Raw genomic sequence first — 18,759 nt, forward strand, 5'->3', positions numbered from 1 at the left:
ACTCCTCGGCGAGGAAATGGCGGAGCACGGCGCGGCCCTGCGGGTGGGGTCCGCCGCCACGACCGACGACCCGGTCGTCATCGTCGGCATGAGCTGCCGCTACCCGGGCGGGGTCAGCTCGCCCGAGGACCTGTGGCAGCTGGTCACGGACGAAGTCGACGCCATCGGGGGCTTCCCCACGGACCGCGGCTGGGACCTGGACCGACTGCTGCGCGGCGACCGGAACGGCCGCGGCCGGACCGTCACCCGCGAAGGCGGTTTCCTCTACGACGTCGCCGACTTCGACCCCGGGTTCTTCGGGATCTCGCCGCGCGAGGCGATGGTGATGGACCCGCAGCAGCGCATCCTGCTGGAAGCGACCTGGGAGGCGCTGGAGCGCTCCGGCATCGACCCCGTCGGGCTGCGCGGCGGCGACACCGGGGTGTTCGTCGGCGGCGGATCGGGCGACTACCGGCCCGAGGCCGGCCAGCTCGGCCACGCGCAGACCGCCCAGTCGGCGAGCCTGCTCTCCGGCCGGGTGTCCTACACCTTCGGTCTGGAAGGCCCCTCCGTCAGCGTCGACACGGCCTGCTCGTCGTCCCTGGTGGCGCTCCACCTGGCCGCCCAGGCGCTGCGGGCGGGGGAGTGCGCCCTCGCCGTCACCGGCGGCGTGACGGTGATGTCCAGCCCGGTGAACTTCGTCGAGTTCGGCGAGATGGGGGCGCTCGCCGCGGACGGCCGCTGCCGGCCCTTCGCGTCCGCCGCGGGCGGCACCGGCTGGTCCGAGGGCGTCGGCGTCCTCGTCCTGGAACGGCTCTCCGACGCCCGCCGTAACGGGCACCAGGTCCTCGCGGTGCTGCGCGGCTCCGCCGTCAACCAGGACGGTGCCAGCAACGGCATCACCGCGCCCAACGGGCCCTCGCAGCGCCGGGTCATCCAGCGGGCGCTGGCCGCCGCGGCACTCGCGCCGGCCGACGTGGACGCGGTGGAGGCCCACGGCACCGGAACCACCCTGGGCGACCCCATCGAAGCGCAGGCACTGCTGGCCACCTACGGACAGGGCCGGGCACCCGAACTGCCCCTCCTGCTGGGCTCGTTGAAGTCCAACATCGGCCACACCCAGGCCGCCGCCGGCGTCGCCGGCGTGATCAAGATGGTGTTGGCGATGCAGCACGGCGTCCTGCCCAGGTCCCTGCACATCGACGAGCCCTCGGCGCACGTCGACTGGACCGCCGGCGGCGTCGAACTGCTGACCGGAGCGGTCGCGTGGCCGCAGACCGGACGACCGCGCCGGGCCGGCATCTCGGCCTTCGGCGCCAGCGGCACCAACTCCCACGTGATCATCGAGCAGCCCGCACCGGTCACGGCGGACGAACCCGCCCGCCCCGAGCCGGCCGGCCTGCTGCCGGTCCCGGTGACGGGCACCGTGCCGGAGGCGCTGCGGGCCCAGGCCCGACGGCTGCACGCCCACGTGGCCGCCCGTCCGGACCTCACCGTCGCCGAGGTGGCGCTGTCCGCGGCCACCACCCGGTCGGCCTTCGCCCACCGGGCCGCCGTCCTCGCCGAAGACCGCGAGGAGCTCCTCGCCGGCCTGGCCGCGCTCGCCGACGGCCTCGACACCCCCCAGGTCCTGCACGGCCGGGCGGCGGAGCGCCGGGGCAAGCTCGCGGTGCTGTTCTCCGGCCAGGGCTCGCAGCGGGTGGGCATGGGACGTGAACTCCACGCCCGCTACCCGGTGTTCGCCGAGGCCCTCGACGCGGTGACGGCACACCTGGACACGGAACTGGACCTCCCCCTGCGGGACGTCATGTTCGGTGACGAGGAGGGCCTGAACGCGACGGGCTTCACCCAGCCCGCACTGTTCGCGGTCGAGGTGGCGCTGTTCCGGCTGGTCGAGTCGTGGGGCATCCGCCCGGACTTCGTGGCCGGGCACTCGATCGGCGAGATCACCGCGGCGCACGTGGCCGGGGTCCTCTCCCTGGACGACGCGTGCCGGCTGGTGGCCGCCCGGGCGCGGCTGATGAACGCCCTGCCCACGGGCGGCGCCATGATCGCCGTCCAGGCGTCCGAGGAGGAGGCCCGGTCGCACCTGGCCGACGACGTGTGCCTCGCCGCGGTCAACGGGCCGCGGTCGGTGGTGCTCTCCGGCGACGAGGACGCCGTGTCGGAGGTGGCGGAGAAGTTCACCGCGGACGGCCGGAAGACTACGCGTTTGCGGGTCAGCCATGCGTTTCACTCCGTGCACATGGATGCCATGCTCCAGGACTTCCGACGGGTCGCCGCGACCCTCACCTACCACGCCCCGGCGATCCCGCTCGTGTCCAACGTGACCGGCCGGGCCGCCACCGACCAGCAGGTGTGCGACCCGGACTACTGGGTCAGGCACGTCCGCGAGGCGGTCCGCTTCGCCGACGGGGTGCAGACCCTGGCCGAACGCGGCGTGACCGCCTTCCTGGAACTCGGCCCCGACGGCACGCTCTGCGCCATGGCCCAGGACACCCTGGACGCCCTGCCCACGCAGCCGGTCACCGTACCGGCGCTGCGCCGGGACCGCGGTGAACAGGAGTCCGTGCTCAGCGCCCTGACCCGGCTGTACGTCCAGGGAATCGCCCCCGACTGGGACGCGCTGTTCGGCACCGCCGCGACCGCGCCCCGCCGCACCGACCTGCCCACCTACCCCTTCCAGCACCAGCGGTACTGGCCGGCCACCGAGTCCGCCGCCGACCCCGGCGCCCCGGCCGAGGCGGACGACGGCTTCTGGTCGGCGGTGCGCGAGGCCGACTTCGCCGCGCTGGAGACGACCCTCGACGTCGACGGTGACGCCCTGGCCAAGGTGCTGCCCGCGCTCGCGGACTGGCGCCGCCGGCGGGACGAGGAGCACACCGTCGACGGGTGGCGGCAGCAGATCGGCTGGCAGCCGCTCACCGCACAGCCCGCCCCCGCCCCGGCCGGCACCTGGCTCGCCGTGCTCCCCGCCGGCTCGTCCGACGACGCCTGGGCCGCCGACGCCGTCGCCGCCCTGGGCCCGAACACCGTGCGCCTGGAAGTACCCGGCCCGGACCGCGTGGCGCTGGCCGCGCGACTGCACCAACTGGTCGACGAAGGGGGCGAGTTCACCGGAGTGGTCTCCCTGCTCGCCCTCGCCGAGGGGCCCGGCCCCGACACGGCGACGGCCCCCGCGGGACTGGCCCTGACCACCGCCCTGCTCCAGGCGCTCGGCGACGCGGAGATCGCCGCACCCCTGTGGTGCGTCACCCGCGGCGCGGTCGCGGCCGCCCCCGCCGAACCGGTGCCCGGGCTCGCCCAGGCCGCCGTGTGGGGCCTGGGGCGGGTCGCCGCCCTGGAGTACCCGCAGCGCTGGGGCGGACTGATCGACCTGCCCGACACCCTCGACGAGCGGACCGCGGCCCGCTTCGCGGAAACCCTCAGGGCCCCCGGGGGAGAGGACCAGATCGCGATCCGGCCCTCCGCCGCCCTCGGCCGCCGACTGGTGCCCGTACCGGCCGGGCAGGGCGCGGCGGAGTGGGAGCCCACCGGCACCGTCCTGATCACCGGCGGCACCGGAGCCCTGGGCGCCCAGGTCGCCCGCCGGCTCGCCGCGGCGGGCGCCCGGCACCTGCTGCTGCTCAGCCGCCGGGGCGCCGACGCCCCCGGCGCGGACGGCCTGCGGGCCGAACTGACCGCACTGGGCGCCGAGGTCACCCTCGCCGCCTGCGACGCCGCCGACCGCGACGCGCTCGCCGCGGTCCTCGCCGCGGTCCCCGACGACGCGCCGCTGACCGGGGTGATCCACACCGCGGGCGTCCTGGACGACGGTGTCCTCGACAGCCTCACCCCGGACCGCTACGAGGCCGTCTTCCGCGCCAAGGCCGCCTCGGCCCTGGCCCTGCACGACCTCACCCAGGACCGGGACCTGGCGGTCTTCGCCCTGTTCTCCTCGTCCTCCGGAGCGGTCGGCAACCTCGGCCAGGCCAACTACGCCGCCGCCAACGCCTACCTCGACGCGCTCGCCGAACACCGCCGGGCCCGGGGCCTGGCCGCGACCTCGGTCGCCTGGGGCGTGTGGGGCGGCGAGGGCATGGCGGCCGACCAGCGGGCGGCCGACCTGGCCCAGCGCACCGGAATCCGTGCGCTGGACCCGGACCTCGCCGTCGTGGCGCTGCGCCGGGCCGTCATGGACGGACGGCCCACCGAGATCGTCGCCGACCTCGACCGCGACCGGTTCGTCCGCTCCTTCACCGCCGTACGGCCCAGCCCGCTGCTCGGCGTGCCGGCCGGCACCGAGGACCGGGCGGCGCAGGACAGCGGCGCCGGCGCCACCGCTGACGCCCTGCGCGAGCAGTTGACGGGCCAGACACCGGCGCAGCGCGCCCGGACCGTACTGGACCTGGTCCGCAGCCGCGCCGCGGCGGTACTGGGACACCCCACGGCCGACGCCGTGGGGGCCGACCGGGCCTTCCGCGACCTCGGCTTCGACTCCCTCAGCGCCGTCGAACTGCGCAACCAACTCGGCGCCGCGACCGGACTGACCCTGGCCGCCACGCTCGTCTTCGACCACCCCAACCCCAGCGAGCTGGCGGACCACGTCCTGGCCCGGCTCGTCCCCGACGAGGGACCGGGGCAGGAGGCGGCCGGCGACGACGAGGCGGACGCCGCGGGCATCCGGGCCCTCCTCACCTCCGTCCCCATGAAGCGACTGCGCGAGATCGGCGTGCTCGACCCCCTGCTGAAGCTCGCCGCCGAACAGGCCGCGGCCACCGACGACGCGGCCACCACGACGGCGGACGACGCCTACGACGCATCGATCGACGCCATGGACGTCGCCGACCTGGTGCAGGCGGCGTTCGACGGCAACTCCTCCCACGAGCGTGGACAGAGCTGAAAGAGCGGACCATGACCACATCCAGTGAAACCGTCGTCGCAGCCCTCCGCGCCTCGTTGAAGGAGGCCGAGCACCTGCGCCGGCAGAACCACAAGCTCGCCGCCGCGGCCACCGAACCGATCGCGATCGTGGCGATGGCCTGCCGGTACCCCGGTGGCGCGCACTCGCCCGACGACCTCTGGGAACTGCTGGCCGCGGGCAAGGACGCGATCGGCGCCTTCCCCACGGACCGCGGCTGGGACCTGGGCGCCCTGCGGGACGCCGGCGTCGACGAACGCGGCAACGCCGTCAGCCAGGAAGGAGGATTCCTCGACGGCGTGGGGGACTTCGACGCCGACTTCTTCGGCATCTCCCCGCGCGAAGCCGTCACCATGGACCCGCAACAGCGGCTGCTGCTGGAAACCTCGTGGGAGGCCATCGAGCGCGCCGGCATCGCCCCCACCGCCCTGCGCGGCAGCCGCACCGGGGTGTTCATCGGCACCAACGGCCAGGACTACGCCCACCTGCTCATCCGTTCGCTGACCGACGCCACCGGGGACATCGGCACCGGCATCGCCGCCAGTGCCACGTCCGGCCGGCTGTCGTACACGCTGGGCCTGGAAGGCCCCGCGGTGACCGTCGACACGGCCTGCTCCTCGTCCCTGGTGGCCCTGCACTCGGCGGCCCACGCGCTGCGGGCCGGCGAGTGCACGCTGGCCCTGGTCGGCGGCGTCAACGTGATGGCGTCCCCCGGTTCCCTGATGGAGTTCAGCCGGCAGGGCGGCCTCGCGGCGGACGGCCGCTGCAAGGCGTTCGCCGACGCCGCCGACGGCACCGGCTGGTCGGAGGGCGCCGGGGTGCTCCTCGTGGAGCGCCTGAGCGACGCCCGCCGCAACGGGCACCCCGTCCTCGCCGTCGTGCGCGGCTCGGCCGTCAACCAGGACGGCGCCTCCAACGGCTTCACCGCGCCCAGCGGCCCGGCCCAACAGCGGGTGATCCGGCAGGCCCTGGCCAGCGCCGGACTGTCGACCGGCGACGTGGACGTGGTCGAGGCGCACGGTACCGGCACCGCGCTGGGCGATCCGATCGAGGCCCAGGCGCTGCTGGCCACGTACGGGCAGGGCCGTGACCCCGAGCGCCCGCTGCTGCTGGGATCGGTGAAGTCCAACCTCGGCCACACGCAGGCGGCCGCGGGCGTGGCCGGGGTCATGAAGGTGGTCCTGGCGATGCAGCACGGCGTGCTGCCCCCGACCCTGCACGTCGACGAGCCGTCGTCGCACGTGGACTGGTCGGCCGGTGCCGTGGAGCTGCTGACGGAGGCCCAGGGGTGGCCCGGGGTCGACCGGCCGTGGCGGGCCGGGGTGTCGTCGTTCGGGATCAGCGGCACCAACGCCCACGTCATCATCGAACGCGCCGACCCCGACGACGCGCCCCGCACGGAACCGGGCCGGGCGCCCGCCGAGGTGCCGTGGCTGGTGTCGGCCAAGTCCGAGCAGGCACTGGCGGCACAGATCGAGCGGATCGGGTCCGACCGCGGCACGGCGACACCGCTGGACGTGGGCTTCTCGCTCGTTTTGGGGCGCTCGACGTTCGCGCACCGCGCGGTGCTGCTCGCGCCGTGCCCCGACGGCGCGTTGACCGAGGCGGCGCGGGGCCGGGCGGAGACGGACCGCCCGCTCGCCGTGCTCTTCTCGGGGCAGGGCGCGCAACGCGCAGGGATGGGCCGGGAGTTGTACGACCGGTACCCGACGTTCGCGACGGCCCTGGACGCGGTGCTGGCGCAGTTCGAAGGCGCACTGCCGGAACTGCGGCCGGTGATGTTCGGGGACGCCGACGGCCTGGACGGGACCGGTTTCACCCAGCCCGCGTTGTTCGCCGTCGAGGTGGCGCTGTTCCGGCTGGTGGAGTCCTGGGGGATCCGACCCGACTTCGTCGCCGGGCATTCGATCGGCGAGATCACGGCGGCGCACGTGGCCGGGGTGCTGTCGTTGGAGGATGCCTGTGCGCTGGTGGCGGCGCGGGCGCGGTTGATGCAGGCGTTGCCGAGCGGCGGTGCGATGGTGGCCGTCCAGGCGTCCGAGGAGGTGGTGCGGCCGCGGCTGGTGGACGGGGTGTCGATCGCGGCGGTCAACGGCCCCGAAGCGGTCGTCCTCGCCGGTGACGAAACCGAAGTGCTCCGCATATCCGGGGAGTTGAAGAAAGAGGGCCGCAAGACGCAACGCCTCGCGGTCAGCCACGCCTTCCATTCGGCGTTGATGGAGCCGATGCTGGCGGACTTCCGGCGGGTGGCCGAGGGACTGTCGTTCTCGCCGCCGCGGCTCCCCCTCGTGTCCAACGTGACCGGACGCCTGGTCACCGGGGAATCGGTGTGCTCGCCCGACTACTGGGTGCGGCACGTGCGGGAGACGGTCCGCTTCGCGGACGGCCTGCGGACCCTCGCGGACGAAGGCGCCTCGGCGTTCCTGGAGTTGGGGCCGGACGGGGTGCTGACGGCGATGGCGCAGCACACCCTGGACGAGGCCGCGCTGTGCGTCAGCGCCCTGCGCGCGGACCGCCCCGAGGAACGGGCCCTGCTGACCGCGCTGGCCCGGCTGCACGTCGCGGGCGTGCCGGTGGACTGGGCGGCGTGGTTCGCCGGCACCGGCGCGCGCCGCGTGGACCTGCCCACCTACCCCTTCCAACGCGCGCGCTACTGGCCCGCGCCGACCGCGTCGACCGGGGACGTGACCGGCGCCGGTCTGCTCCCCGCCGACCACCCCCTGCTGGGCGCGGCGGTGCCCCTGGGGGCCTCGGGCGGGCTGCTGCTCACCGGCCGGCTGTCCACCCGCACCCACCCCTGGCTGCTGGACCACGTGGTGGACGGCGCGTGCGTCCTGCCCGCCGCCGGCTTCCTCGAACTCGCCGTCCGCGCGGGCGACCAGGTCGGCTGCGACCGCGTGCAGACGCTCACGCTCACCGAGCCGCTCGTACTGGCCGGCGACGACGCCGTGCTGCTCCAAGTGTCGCTCGGCGCACCCGACGTGAACGGCGAGCGCGAGGTCCGGGTGTCCTCGCAGCCCGCGGGCGCCCCCGACCGGCCGTGGACGGACCACGCCCACGGCACGCTGACGCCCGCACCGTCGGCCGGGGGGACGGCGCACGGCACCGCGGCGTTCGACGCCTCCGCCTGGCCGCCGGCCGGAGCCGAGGCGACGCACCCCGCGGACCACGACGAGGGCGTCGAGCACGGCCCGGTGTTCCCGACCGTCCGCGCCCTGTGGCACCACGGCGACGAGACCTTCGTCGAGGCCGTGCTGCCCGACGAGGTCGCCGACGCGGCGGACTTCGGCCTGCACCCGGCGCTGCTGGAAGCCGTGACGCAGGCGGCCGCACCCGACGGCGACCTCGCCCCCTCTGCCTGGCACGGCGCCGAACTGCACGCCAGCGGGGCGTCGGAGGTCCGCATACGCCTCACGCAGACCGGCCCGGACACGTACGCCGTCGCCGTCGCCGACGCCGCGGGAGCCCCCGTCCTGTCGGTGGACTCCCTGGTCCTGGAAGCCAGGAAACCGCTCCCGCGCGCGGCCGGCAGCGGCGCCGAAGAAGGCACCCTGCTGCGACTGGACTGGGTGCCGGCCGCCCCGACACCGGCCACCGACGACGTGCGCAGCGTGACGCTGGGCACCGGCGGACTGGCGTCGCTGGAGGACGTGCCCGAACTCGTCGTCGCCACGGTGCCGGGCACCGGCGACGACGTCCCGGGCACCGTCCACGAACGGACCGCGTGGGCGCTGGGACTGATCCAGGCATGGCTGGCGGACGAGCGGTTCGACGCCGCCCGGCTGGTGTTCGTGACCGACGGCGCGGTGTCCGGCGACGACCTGGCCGCCGCGGCGGTGTGGGGCCTGGTGGCCTCGGCGCAGTCGGAGCACCCGGACCGCTTCTCCCTGGTGGACACGCCGGACGCGGACCTCCCGGCCGCGCTGCCGGGCCTGCTGGCCGCCGGCGACGCCCAGTTCCTGGTGCGCGACGACACGGTGCACCTCGCCCGGCTCGCCCGGCTGCCCGCACCCGACGACGCCACCCCCCGCCTCCCCGCCTGGGACCCGGACGGCACGACGCTGATCACCGGCGGTACGGGCGGCCTGGGCGGCCTCCTCGCCCGGCACCTGGTGGCCGAGCACGGGACCAAGCACCTTGTCCTGGTGAGCCGCAGCGGTGAGAGCGCACCGGGTGCCGCCGCGCTGCGCGCCGAACTGACGGCCCTCGGCGCCGACGTGACGATCGCGGCCTGTGACACCACCGACCGGGCCGCGCTCGGCCGGGTGCTCGACTCCCTCGCCCATCCGCTGGCCGCGGTGATCCACACGGCCGGTGTGCTGGACGACGGCGTGGTCACCGCGCTGACCCCGGAGCGACTGTCGGGCGTGCTGCGCCCGAAGGTGGACGCCGCCTGGCACCTGCACGAGCTCACCCGGGAGACGGACCTCGGGGCGTTCGTCGTCTTCTCCTCGATCTCCGGCGTCATGGGCGGCGCCGGCCAGGCCAACTACGCCGCGGGCAACGTCTTCCTCGACGCCCTGGCCAGGCACCGCGCCGCCCGGGGCCTGCCCGCCCAGTCCCTCGCCTGGGGCGCGTGGGCACAGGCGAGCGGCATGACGGGGGCACTGTCCGACGCGGACATGCAGCGGATCGCGGCGACCGGCGTGCCGCCGCTCACCGCGGAGCAGGGCCTGGCGCTGTTCGACGCCGCCACCGCGACGGACGCACCCCACCTCGTCCCGATCGGTCCGGTCGCCGCCGGAACCCGGGTCCGCGGCGCGGTTCCGCCGCTGCTCCGGGGCCTGGTCAAGGGCGCCCGGCGGACCGCCGCGAGCTCCGCCCCCGGCGCCGACGCCCCCGCCGAGCTCGCCCGGAACCTGGCGCAGGCACGGCCGGAGGACCGGGTCCGGCTGCTGACCGACCTCGTACGGACGGAGGCCGCCGCCGTGCTCGGGCACCCCTCGGCGAAGGCGGTGGACGCCCGGCGGGAGTTCCACGACCTGGGCTTCGACTCGCTGACCGCCGTCGAGCTCCGCAACCGTCTGGCCACCGCGACCGGACTGCGGCTGACCGCCACCCTCGTCTTCGACTACCCCACCCCCCTCGCCCTCTCCGCACACCTCGTCGCGCAGCTCGTGGACGAAGCCCGGACCGCGACGGGCCCGGCCCTGCTCGCGGAGATCGATCGGCTCGACGCCGCACTCGCGGCCGGCGCGCCCGACTCCCGCACGCGGACCGCCGTCGCCAACCGCCTGTCGCAACTCCTGGACACCTGGCGGGGGACCGCGGCGCAGGAGAACGGCTCCGGGGTCGCCGAACGTCTCGAATCCGCCAGCGCGGTGGAAATCCTCGCCTTCATCGACAACGAACTCGGGCGTCACAGCGACCGCTGAACCCGGCCCCCATTCACACGGAAGGTTCCTCGTCATGCCGAACGACCACGAGCTCGTTGATTACCTGAAGTGGGTCACCAACGACCTGCACCAGACCCGCGAACGGCTCCGGGAGGCCGAGTCCGCCCAACAGGAGCCCCTCGCCATCGTCGGGATGTCCTGCCGCCTGCCGGGCGGAGTGCGCTCGCCGGAAGACCTCTGGCAGTTGCTCAGCGAGGGACGCGACGGCATCGCGGAGTTCCCCGCCGACCGCGGCTGGGACCTGAGCTCGCTCACCGGCGGGGGCAGCGGCAGCAGCACGACGGCCGAGGGCGGCTTCGTGGACGCCGCCGCGTTCGACGCCGGCTTCTTCGGCATCTCGCCCCGCGAGGCCATGGCCATGGACCCCCAGCAGCGCATCCTGTTGGAGACCTCCTGGGAAGCCCTGGAGCGCGCCGGCATCGACCCGGTCTCGCTGCGCGGCACCGACACCGGTGTCTTCGTCGGCACGAACGGCGTCGACTACACCAACGTCGTGCTGAACTCCCGCGAGGACGTCGAAGGGCACGCCAGCACCGGCCTGGCGGGCAGCGTCCTGTCCGGGCGGCTGTCCTACACCTTCGGCCTGGAGGGCCCGGCGGTCACCGTCGACACGGCGTGCTCCTCCTCGCTCGTCTCCCTGCACCTGGCGGCCCACGCACTGCGCTCCGGCGAGTGCGGGCTCGCCCTCGTCGGCGGCGTGACGGTGCTGTCCTCGCCGATGAGCTTCGCCGGATTCAGCCGGCAGGGCGGACTGGCCGCGGACGGCAGGTGCAAGGCGTTCGCCGAGGCGGCCGACGGGACCGGCTGGTCCGAAGGCGTGGGCCTGCTGGTACTGGAGCGCCTGTCCGACGCCCGCCGGCAAGGGCACGAGGTCCTCGCCGTCGTGCGCGGCTCGGCCGTGAACCAGGACGGCGCCTCCAACGGTCTGACGGCGCCCAACGGCCCCTCACAACAGCGGGTGATCCAGCAGGCACTGGCCAACGCCGGACTGTCGACGGATGACGTGGACGCCGTCGAGGCACACGGCACCGGCACCACCCTCGGCGATCCGATCGAGGCCCAGGCACTGCTGGCGACCTACGGCCAGGGCCGTGACCCCGAACGCCCGCTGCTGCTGGGCTCGGTGAAGTCCAACCTCGGCCACACGCAGGCGGCCGCCGGCGTGGCGGGCATCCTGAAGGTGGTCCTGGCGATGCGGCACGGGGTGCTGCCGCCGACCCTGCACGTGGACGCACCGTCGTCGCACGTCGACTGGTCCTCCGGCGCGGTACGACTGCTGACGGAGTCTCAGGAATGGCCCAAGGCCGGCCGGCCGTGGCGGGCGGGCGTGTCGTCGTTCGGGATCAGCGGCACCAACGCCCACGTCATCATCGAGCAGGCGCCGGTCGCCGGGGAGGGCGGCGAGGAGGACGGCGAGGCGGTGCCCGCGGCGCCGGCCGTTGCGCCGTCGACCGTGCCGTGGCCGGTCTCCGCGCGCACCGAGGAGGCACTGGCCGCGCAGCTGGCGCAGGTCACCGCGCTGACCGACCCCGCCCCCGTCGACCTGGGCTACTCGCTGGCCACCTCCCGCGCCCACCTGGAGCGTCGCGCGGTGCTGCTGGCCGGGGACGACGGGACCGTCGAGGTCGCGCGCGGCCTCGCCCAGGACGTCGACGGCAAGGTGGCGGTGCTGTTCTCCGGGCAGGGCGCGCAACGCGCCGGCATGGGGAAGGAGTTGGCCGCCAGGTTCCCGGTGTTCGCGGCGGCCCTGGACGAGGTGTTGGCGCACTTCGACCAGGGGCTGCGGGAGGTGATGTTCGGCGAGGCCGACGGCCTGGACGAGACGGGGTTCACCCAGCCGGCGTTGTTCGCCGTCGAGGTGGCGCTGTTCCGGTTGGCGGAGTCGCTCGGCGTGCGGCCGGACTTCGTCGCCGGGCATTCGATCGGCGAGATCACGGCGGCGCACGTGGCCGGGGTGCTGTCGTTGGAGGATGCCTGTGCGCTGGTGGCGGCGCGGGCGCGGTTGATGCAGGCGTTGCCGAGCGGCGGTGCGATGGTGGCCGTCCAGGCGTCCGAGGAGGTGGTGCGGCCGCGGCTGGTGGACGGGGTGTCGATCGCGGCGGTCAACGGCCCCGAGGCGGTCGTCCTCGCCGGTGACGAAGCCGAAGTGCTCCGCATATCGGCGGAGTTGAAGGACGAAGGCCGCAAGACGCAGCGGCTCCAGGTCAGCCACGCCTTCCACTCGCCCCTGATGGAGCCGATGTTGGAGGAGTTCCGGCGGGTGGTGCAGGGGCTGTCGTACGAGGCTCCGCGGATCCCCGTCGTGTCGAACGTGACGGGTGAGGTCGCCGCCGCGGAATTGTTGTGCTCGCCGGACTACTGGGTGCGGCACGTGCGGGAGACGGTGCGCTTCGCCGACGGCGTGCGGGCGTTGGAATCCGAAGGCGCCTCGGTGTTCCTGGAGTTGGGGCCGGACGGCGTGCTGTCGGCGATGGCCCAGCACACCCTGGACGGGGAGGCGGCCGTCGTCCCGGCGCTGCGCAAGGACCGTCCCGAGGAGACCGCCCTGCTCACCGCCCTGGCCCGGCTGCACGTCACGGGCGTGCCGGTGGACTGGGCCGAGTGGTTCGCCGGGACCGGCGCCCGCCGCGTGGACCTGCCCACCTACCCCTTCCAGCACGAGCGGTACTGGCCCCGGCCCGCCGTCTCGGCCGGGGACGTGACCGGCGTCGGGCTGCTCCCGGCGCACCACCCCCTGCTGGGCGCGACACTCACCCTCGCGGACTCCGACGAGGCCTTGTTCACCGGCCGGTTCTCGCTCGGGACCCACCCGTGGCTGATCGACCACGCCATCGGCGACCACGTCCTCTTCCCGGGTGCCGGATTCCTGGAGCTGGCCCTGCGCGCCGGAGACCAGGTCGGCTGCGGCCGGGTCGAGGAGTTCGTCCTGCTCGCCCCGTTGGTGCTGACGGAGGAGAGTGCCGCCCAGGTCCAGGTGCTGATCGGCGCCCCCGACGAACGGGGCACCCGGACGATCTCCGTCCACTCGCGCTCCGCCGACGCGCCCGACCAGCCGTGGATCCAGCACGCCAACGGCACGCTGACCACCACCGAGCGCATCGCCGACTTCGGTGCCCCGGTCTGGCCGCCCCGCGACGCGGTCGCCGTCGACCTGGAAGGCTTCTACGACGGCACCGGGTACGGCCCGGCCTTCCAGGGCCTGCGCGCGGTGTGGCGCCGCGCCGACGAGGCGTTCGTCGAGGTCGCACTGCCGCCCCAGGTCGCGGACGACGCCGCGTCCTACGGCCTCCACCCGGCCCTGCTGGACGCGGTGTTGCAGACCCACCGGATGGCCGGTGTCGGCGCCGACGACGACCAGCTCCTGCCGTTCGTCTGGCAGGGCGTCTCGCTGCACGCCGGCGGCGCCTCCGTGCTGCGCGCCCACGTGGTGAAGACCGCTGACGACGCGGTGTCCATCGCGGCCGTCGACGTCGAGGGCGCCCCCGTCCTGTCCGCCGAGGCACTGGTACTGCGCGGTCAACTGGCCGGCGCGGCGGCCCCGGTGGCCACCCGGCGCAGCCCGGAGCACGACGCGCTGCTGTCGTTGGACTGGGTGGCCGCCCCCGAGGTGCAGCCCGCCGCCGTCCGCAGCGTGGCCCTGGGCGCCGACGACATCGGAGTGGGTGCCTCCGTCGCCTCCCTGGCGGAACTGACCGGCGACGAGGACCTCGTGATCGTCCCGGTGTCCGGGACGGGCGAGGACGTGCCCGCCGCCGCGCACGCGCTGACCGCCAAGGTGCTGGGTCTGCTCCACGAGTGGGAGGAGCGGGCGTCCGGCTCCGCACGCCTGGTGTTCCTCACGCAGGGCGCCGTCTCCACTGCCGAGGGCGAGCCCGTGCGGGACGTGGCCGCGGCCGCGGTGTGGGGCCTGGTCCGCTCGGCGCAGACCGAGAACCCGGGGCGCATCGCGCTGCTGGACCTCGACGACACCGACGGGGACCTCGGCACGCTGCTCGCGGAACTCCCGGGCCTGCTGGCCACCGAGGACGCCCAGTTCGTGCTCCGCGACGGAGTCATCAAGGTGGGACGGCTGGCGCTCCTGGGCAGCGACGCGGGACTGCTGCCGCCCGCCGGGCCGTGGCGGCTGGACAGCGCGGCCCGCGGCAGCCTCGCCAACCTGGTGCTCGCGCCGCACCCGCAGGCACTGGAACCGCTCACCGACGGACAGCTCCGCATCCAGGTCCAGGCCGCCGGTGTCAACGTCCGGGACGTGGACAACGCCCTGGGCGCGCACCGGGACGCCACCGCCCCGCTGGGCGTCGAGGCCGCCGGCGTGGTGACCGAGACCGGACCCGGAGCGGACCGGCTGCGCCCCGGGGACCGGGTGATGGGCCTGGTGCCCGGCGCCTTCGGGCCGGTGGCCGTCGCCGACGGGCGGCTGCTGACCCGCATTCCCGACGGCTGGACACCCGAGCAGGCCGCTTCCGTACCGCTGGCCTTCCTGACCGCCCACCACGCACTGAAGGACCTCGCCGGGCTGCGGCCGGGCCAGTCGGTCCTGGTGCACGTGGACGCCGACGGCATCGGCCTGGCGGCGGTCCAACTGGCCCGGCACCTCGGCGCCGAGGTGTTCGCCACCGCCGACGAGGGCCAGGGCGCGCCCCTGCGGGAACTGGGCGTGGCGCCCGACCGCATCGCCCCCGCCCTGACCACCGACGTCGAGCAGCGCTTCCGGGCGGCCACCGCAGACCGCGGCGTGGACGTGGTGCTGACCGCCCAGACGGGCGAACCCGCGGCCGCCGCCCTGCGGTTGACCGCGCCCGACGGCCACTTCCTGCACCTCGGCGGCGACGCCCCCGAGCCCGGCCCGGACGCCGCCGTGCGCCACCGCACCGTCGACCTCGCCGCGGCGGGCCCGGAGCGGGTCCAGGAGACGTTCGAGGAACTGCTGGCGCTGTTCGACCAGGGCGTGCTGCACCCGCTGCCCGTCACCGTCCGGGACGTCCGACGGAGCGCCGCGGCGTTCGACGCGGTGCACCGTGGCGAGCACCCCGGCAAGGCCGTGCTGACCATGCCGCGCGCCTGGGACCCGGAAGGCACCGTCCTGATCACCGGCGGCACCGGCGGCCTGGGCCGCGAGCTGGCCCGCCACCTGGTGACCGGGCGGGGCGTGCGCCACCTGCTGCTGCTCAGCCGCAGCGGCCCCGACGCCCCCGGCGCGGACGCCCTGCGCGACGAACTGGCCGCCCACGGCGCCGAGATCGACGTCCGCGCCTGCGACGTGGCCGACCGCGAGCAGCTCGCCGCCGCCGTGGCGGCGGTGCCCGCCGCACACCCGCTGACCGCCGTGATCCACACCGCCGGTGTCCTCGACGACGGCGTGGTGACCTCGCTGACGCCCCAGCGGTTGGCGGCCGTGCTGCGCCCGAAGGTGGACGCCGCCTGGCACCTGCACGAGGTCACCAAGGACCTCGACCTGGCCGCGTTCGTGCTCTACTCCTCGATCGCGGGCGTGACCGGCGCCCCCGGCCAGGGCAACTACGCCGCGGGCAACGTCTTCCTCGACGCGCTCGCCCGGCTCCGCACGGCCAACGGCCTGCCCGCGCAGTCCCTCGCCTGGGGTGCCTGGGCCCAGGGCAGCGGCATGACCGCCGACCTGACCGACGCCGACCTCCAGCGGATCGCCGCGTACGGAGCCAAGCCGCTCACCGTCGAGCAGGGCATGGCGCTGTTCGACGCGGCCGGGGTGTGCGACGCGGCCCACCTCGTCGCACTGGGCCGGACCGCCGGCCCGCTGCGCATCGACGGCCCCGTGCCGCCCGTCCTGCGCGGACTGGTCACCACCCGCCGGCGCGCCGCCGGCAAGCCCGCCGCCGACTCGGCGGGCGACCTCGCCGGGCGGCTCGCGGACCTGGCCGAGGACGAGCGGATGGACGTCCTGGTCGACCTGGTGCGGACCGAGGCGGCCGCCGTGCTCGGGCACGCCTCGCCGCAGGGCATCGAGACCCAGCGGGAGTTCCTGGAGCTGGGCTTCGACTCGCTGACCTCCGTCGAACTGCGCAACCGGCTCGCCGCGGCCACCGGTCTGCAACTGCCGGCGACCGTGGTCTTCGAGAACAGGACCACCGAGAAGCTCGCCACCTGGCTGGACGGCGAACTCGTCGCGCGGCCGGGCGGGGTCGCCGCGCCCGCCGGTGCCGGGGGAGCCCGCTCGGGCAGCGCCGACCAGGACGACTGGCTGGTGCGGCACTTCCTCACCTCCATCAGGGAGGACCGGATCAGCGAGGCGCGACGCCTGGTGTCGGCGATGGGCGGCGTCGGCCCGTCCTACGAGAACACCGCCGAGCTGGAGGACCTGCCGCTGCCGACCACGCTCGCCGAGGGCCCGGCGTCACCGCGGCTGATCTGCATCAGCACGCCCACCGCCAACGGCGGCGTCCACGAGTACGCCAGGTTCGCCGCCCGCTTCCGCGGCCGACGGAACGTCAGTGCCCTGCCGCTGGTCGGCTTCGCCCCGGGGGACCCGCAGCCGGCCACTGCCGAGTGCGCCGCCCGGACGATCGCGGAGAGCGCGCTGCGCGCCAGCGACGGCGAACCCTTCATCCTGGTCGGACACTCCTCCGCCGGCGCGTTCTCCTACGCGGCCGCGGGCGTGCTGGAGAGCACCTGGGGCATCAAGCCCGCGGGACTGGTGCTGCTGGACACCCTCAGCATCCGGCACGAGGAGAACGAGGACATCGACTACGGCGGCCTGCTGAAGGCGAACTTCCTGGCATCGGAGGCGACCCAGGTCCGGATCCTGAACGCCAACCTGTCCGCGATGGGGCGGTGGATGCACCTGCTGAACAGCATCGACGTGCCCCAGATGAACACCCCCGTGCTCAGCATCCAGGCGACCCGGCTGTACCCGGGCATCGCGGCCGGCGGCGAAGGGCTGAGCGAGATGATCCCGTCGGCCGAGATCGTCAAGCTCGACGCGGACCACCTGTCCATCGTCCGGTCCGACGCCTCCGCGGCCTCCCAGATCGCGGACGACTGGCTCGCGGCGACCTTCGGCGAGTGACGGCGGCGCCGTGACACGGCAACGGCGGGCGGCCCACCGGGCCGCCCGCCGTTGCGTCGCGCCGACTACCAGGTCACCGGCAGCTCACTGAGCCCGCCGGACAACCGGCCTTCGTTCTCCGCCAGTTCGCCCGCCGGCAGCGCCAGTCGCAGGTCGGGCAGGCGCGTGAACAACTGGGTGAAGACCGTGTTCAGCTCGATCCGCGCCAGGGGTGCGCCGATGCAGTGCCACATCCCGTGCGCGAAGGTCAGATGCGGGTTGGGACTCCGGGTGACGTCGAACCGCTCCGGCTCGTCGAAGGCCCGCTCGTCGAAGTTGGGGAGGCTGAAGTCGAACAGGACCAGGTCCCCGGCCCGGATCGTCTCTCCGCCGACCGTCAGGTCCTCGGTGGCGTAGCGCGGCAGGATCGACCCGCCGGCCTTCGCGGCCCGCAGCACCTCCTCGACGGCGTGCGTCATCACGTCCGGGTCCGCCAGTGCCGCCGCCCGCTGCTCGGGGTGGGTCGCCAGCAGCACCACGCCGTGGTCCATGATGGTCACGACGCTGTCCAGCCCGGCGAACAGCAGGCCCACGGCCAGGTGCGTCACGCGCTCGTCGGACAGCCCGCCCTCGGCCAGGCGGGTGATGATGTCCTGGCCCGGTTCGGCCCGCTTGTGCTCGACCAACCCCCCGACGAAGGCGTACAGGTCGCGCTGCGTGCGCTGCACCCCCTCGCGGTCCCCGAGCACGGCCGTCTGGGACAGCAGCGCCGTGAGGTGTTCGCGGTTCTGCGGCGGCACGCCGATGATGTCGCAGAGCACCGTCCTCGCCACCGGCACGGACACGCCGCCGTGCAGGTCGCCGGGCGGCTCCTGGGCGGTGAAGTCGTCCAGCACGGCGTCCACGACCGCCGCTACCCGCGGCTCCATCTCGCGCACCCGCCGGGCGGAGAACATCGGGGCCAGGAGCCGGCGGGACTCGGTGTGCGTGCGACGGGCGGTCTCGGCGTCGGTGTCGGCGATCATCAGGTCCAGGAACGGGTTGCGCACGTACTGCGCCGCGTTCGCCGGGTCCGGATGCGAATGGCCGATGCGTTCGTCGTTCAGCAGCTGCTTGAGCACGGAGTGGCGGGTCACCAGCCAGCCCTCGTCCCCGGCGGGGGTGCGCACCAGACAGACCGGCCCCCGTTCCTGGAGGTCCCGCAGGAGCGGGCTGACGCGCAGTAGGGCGGGCGTTTCGAGGTCGAGGGACGGCAGATCACGGTGGGGGGAGGTCATGAAGGATCCCTTTCACAAGTGCGGTGGAGCTCCGCGCACGGTGCGTGTACGCGCGAAAGCGCGACGCTAGTGGCCAGGCAACCCGGAATCTCTTAGCGCTATTTGGCCGCCGTGGCGTGGATCTGCCGTCGCGCCGGCGAGACTACGGAAACCCGCAGTACGCCTCGGTTGAGGATGACCGGGAAC

At 74.7% G+C, this 18,759-nt stretch carries 3 protein-coding genes and 1 pseudogene (1 of these 4 running past the window's edge); 3 read left to right on the forward strand and 1 reads right to left on the reverse strand.

The features are described 5' to 3' along the window. The 3 genes and pseudogenes from ACJ6WD_RS14000 to ACJ6WD_RS14010 form a co-directional block, all read left to right on the forward strand. A protein-coding gene (locus tag ACJ6WD_RS14000) for a type I polyketide synthase (RefSeq protein WP_407615870.1) crosses the window boundary here: on the forward strand, positions 1-4,861 show its end. Its footprint begins 23,612 nt before the window's first position; the window shows 4,861 of its 28,473 coding nt (coding positions 23,613-28,473); its start codon lies beyond the left edge, outside the window; the stop codon is at positions 4,859-4,861. Between the two features lie 56 nt (positions 4,862-4,917). Then, positions 4,918-10,254 carry an SDR family NAD(P)-dependent oxidoreductase gene (locus ACJ6WD_RS14005; protein ID WP_407615873.1) on the forward strand — a complete coding sequence of 1,779 codons (5,337 nt, stop codon included), beginning with the start codon at positions 4,918-4,920 and terminating at the stop codon, positions 10,252-10,254. Positions 10,255-10,309: 55 nt separating this feature from the next. After that, positions 10,310-16,957 (forward strand): annotated as a pseudogene (locus ACJ6WD_RS14010) (SDR family NAD(P)-dependent oxidoreductase); the annotation flags it as partial. Between the two features lie 425 nt (positions 16,958-17,382). Here ACJ6WD_RS14010 and ACJ6WD_RS14015 read toward each other — a convergent pair. Further along, positions 17,383-18,573, reverse strand: coding sequence for a cytochrome P450 (locus ACJ6WD_RS14015; protein ID WP_233659260.1), 1,191 nt, complete (start codon positions 18,571-18,573; stop codon positions 17,383-17,385). Between the last annotated feature and the right edge of the window lie 186 nt (positions 18,574-18,759).

The organism is Streptomyces sp. VTCC 41912 (genome assembly GCF_045799175.1).
Classification (GTDB): domain Bacteria; phylum Actinomycetota; class Actinomycetes; order Streptomycetales; family Streptomycetaceae; genus Streptomyces; species Streptomyces albulus_C.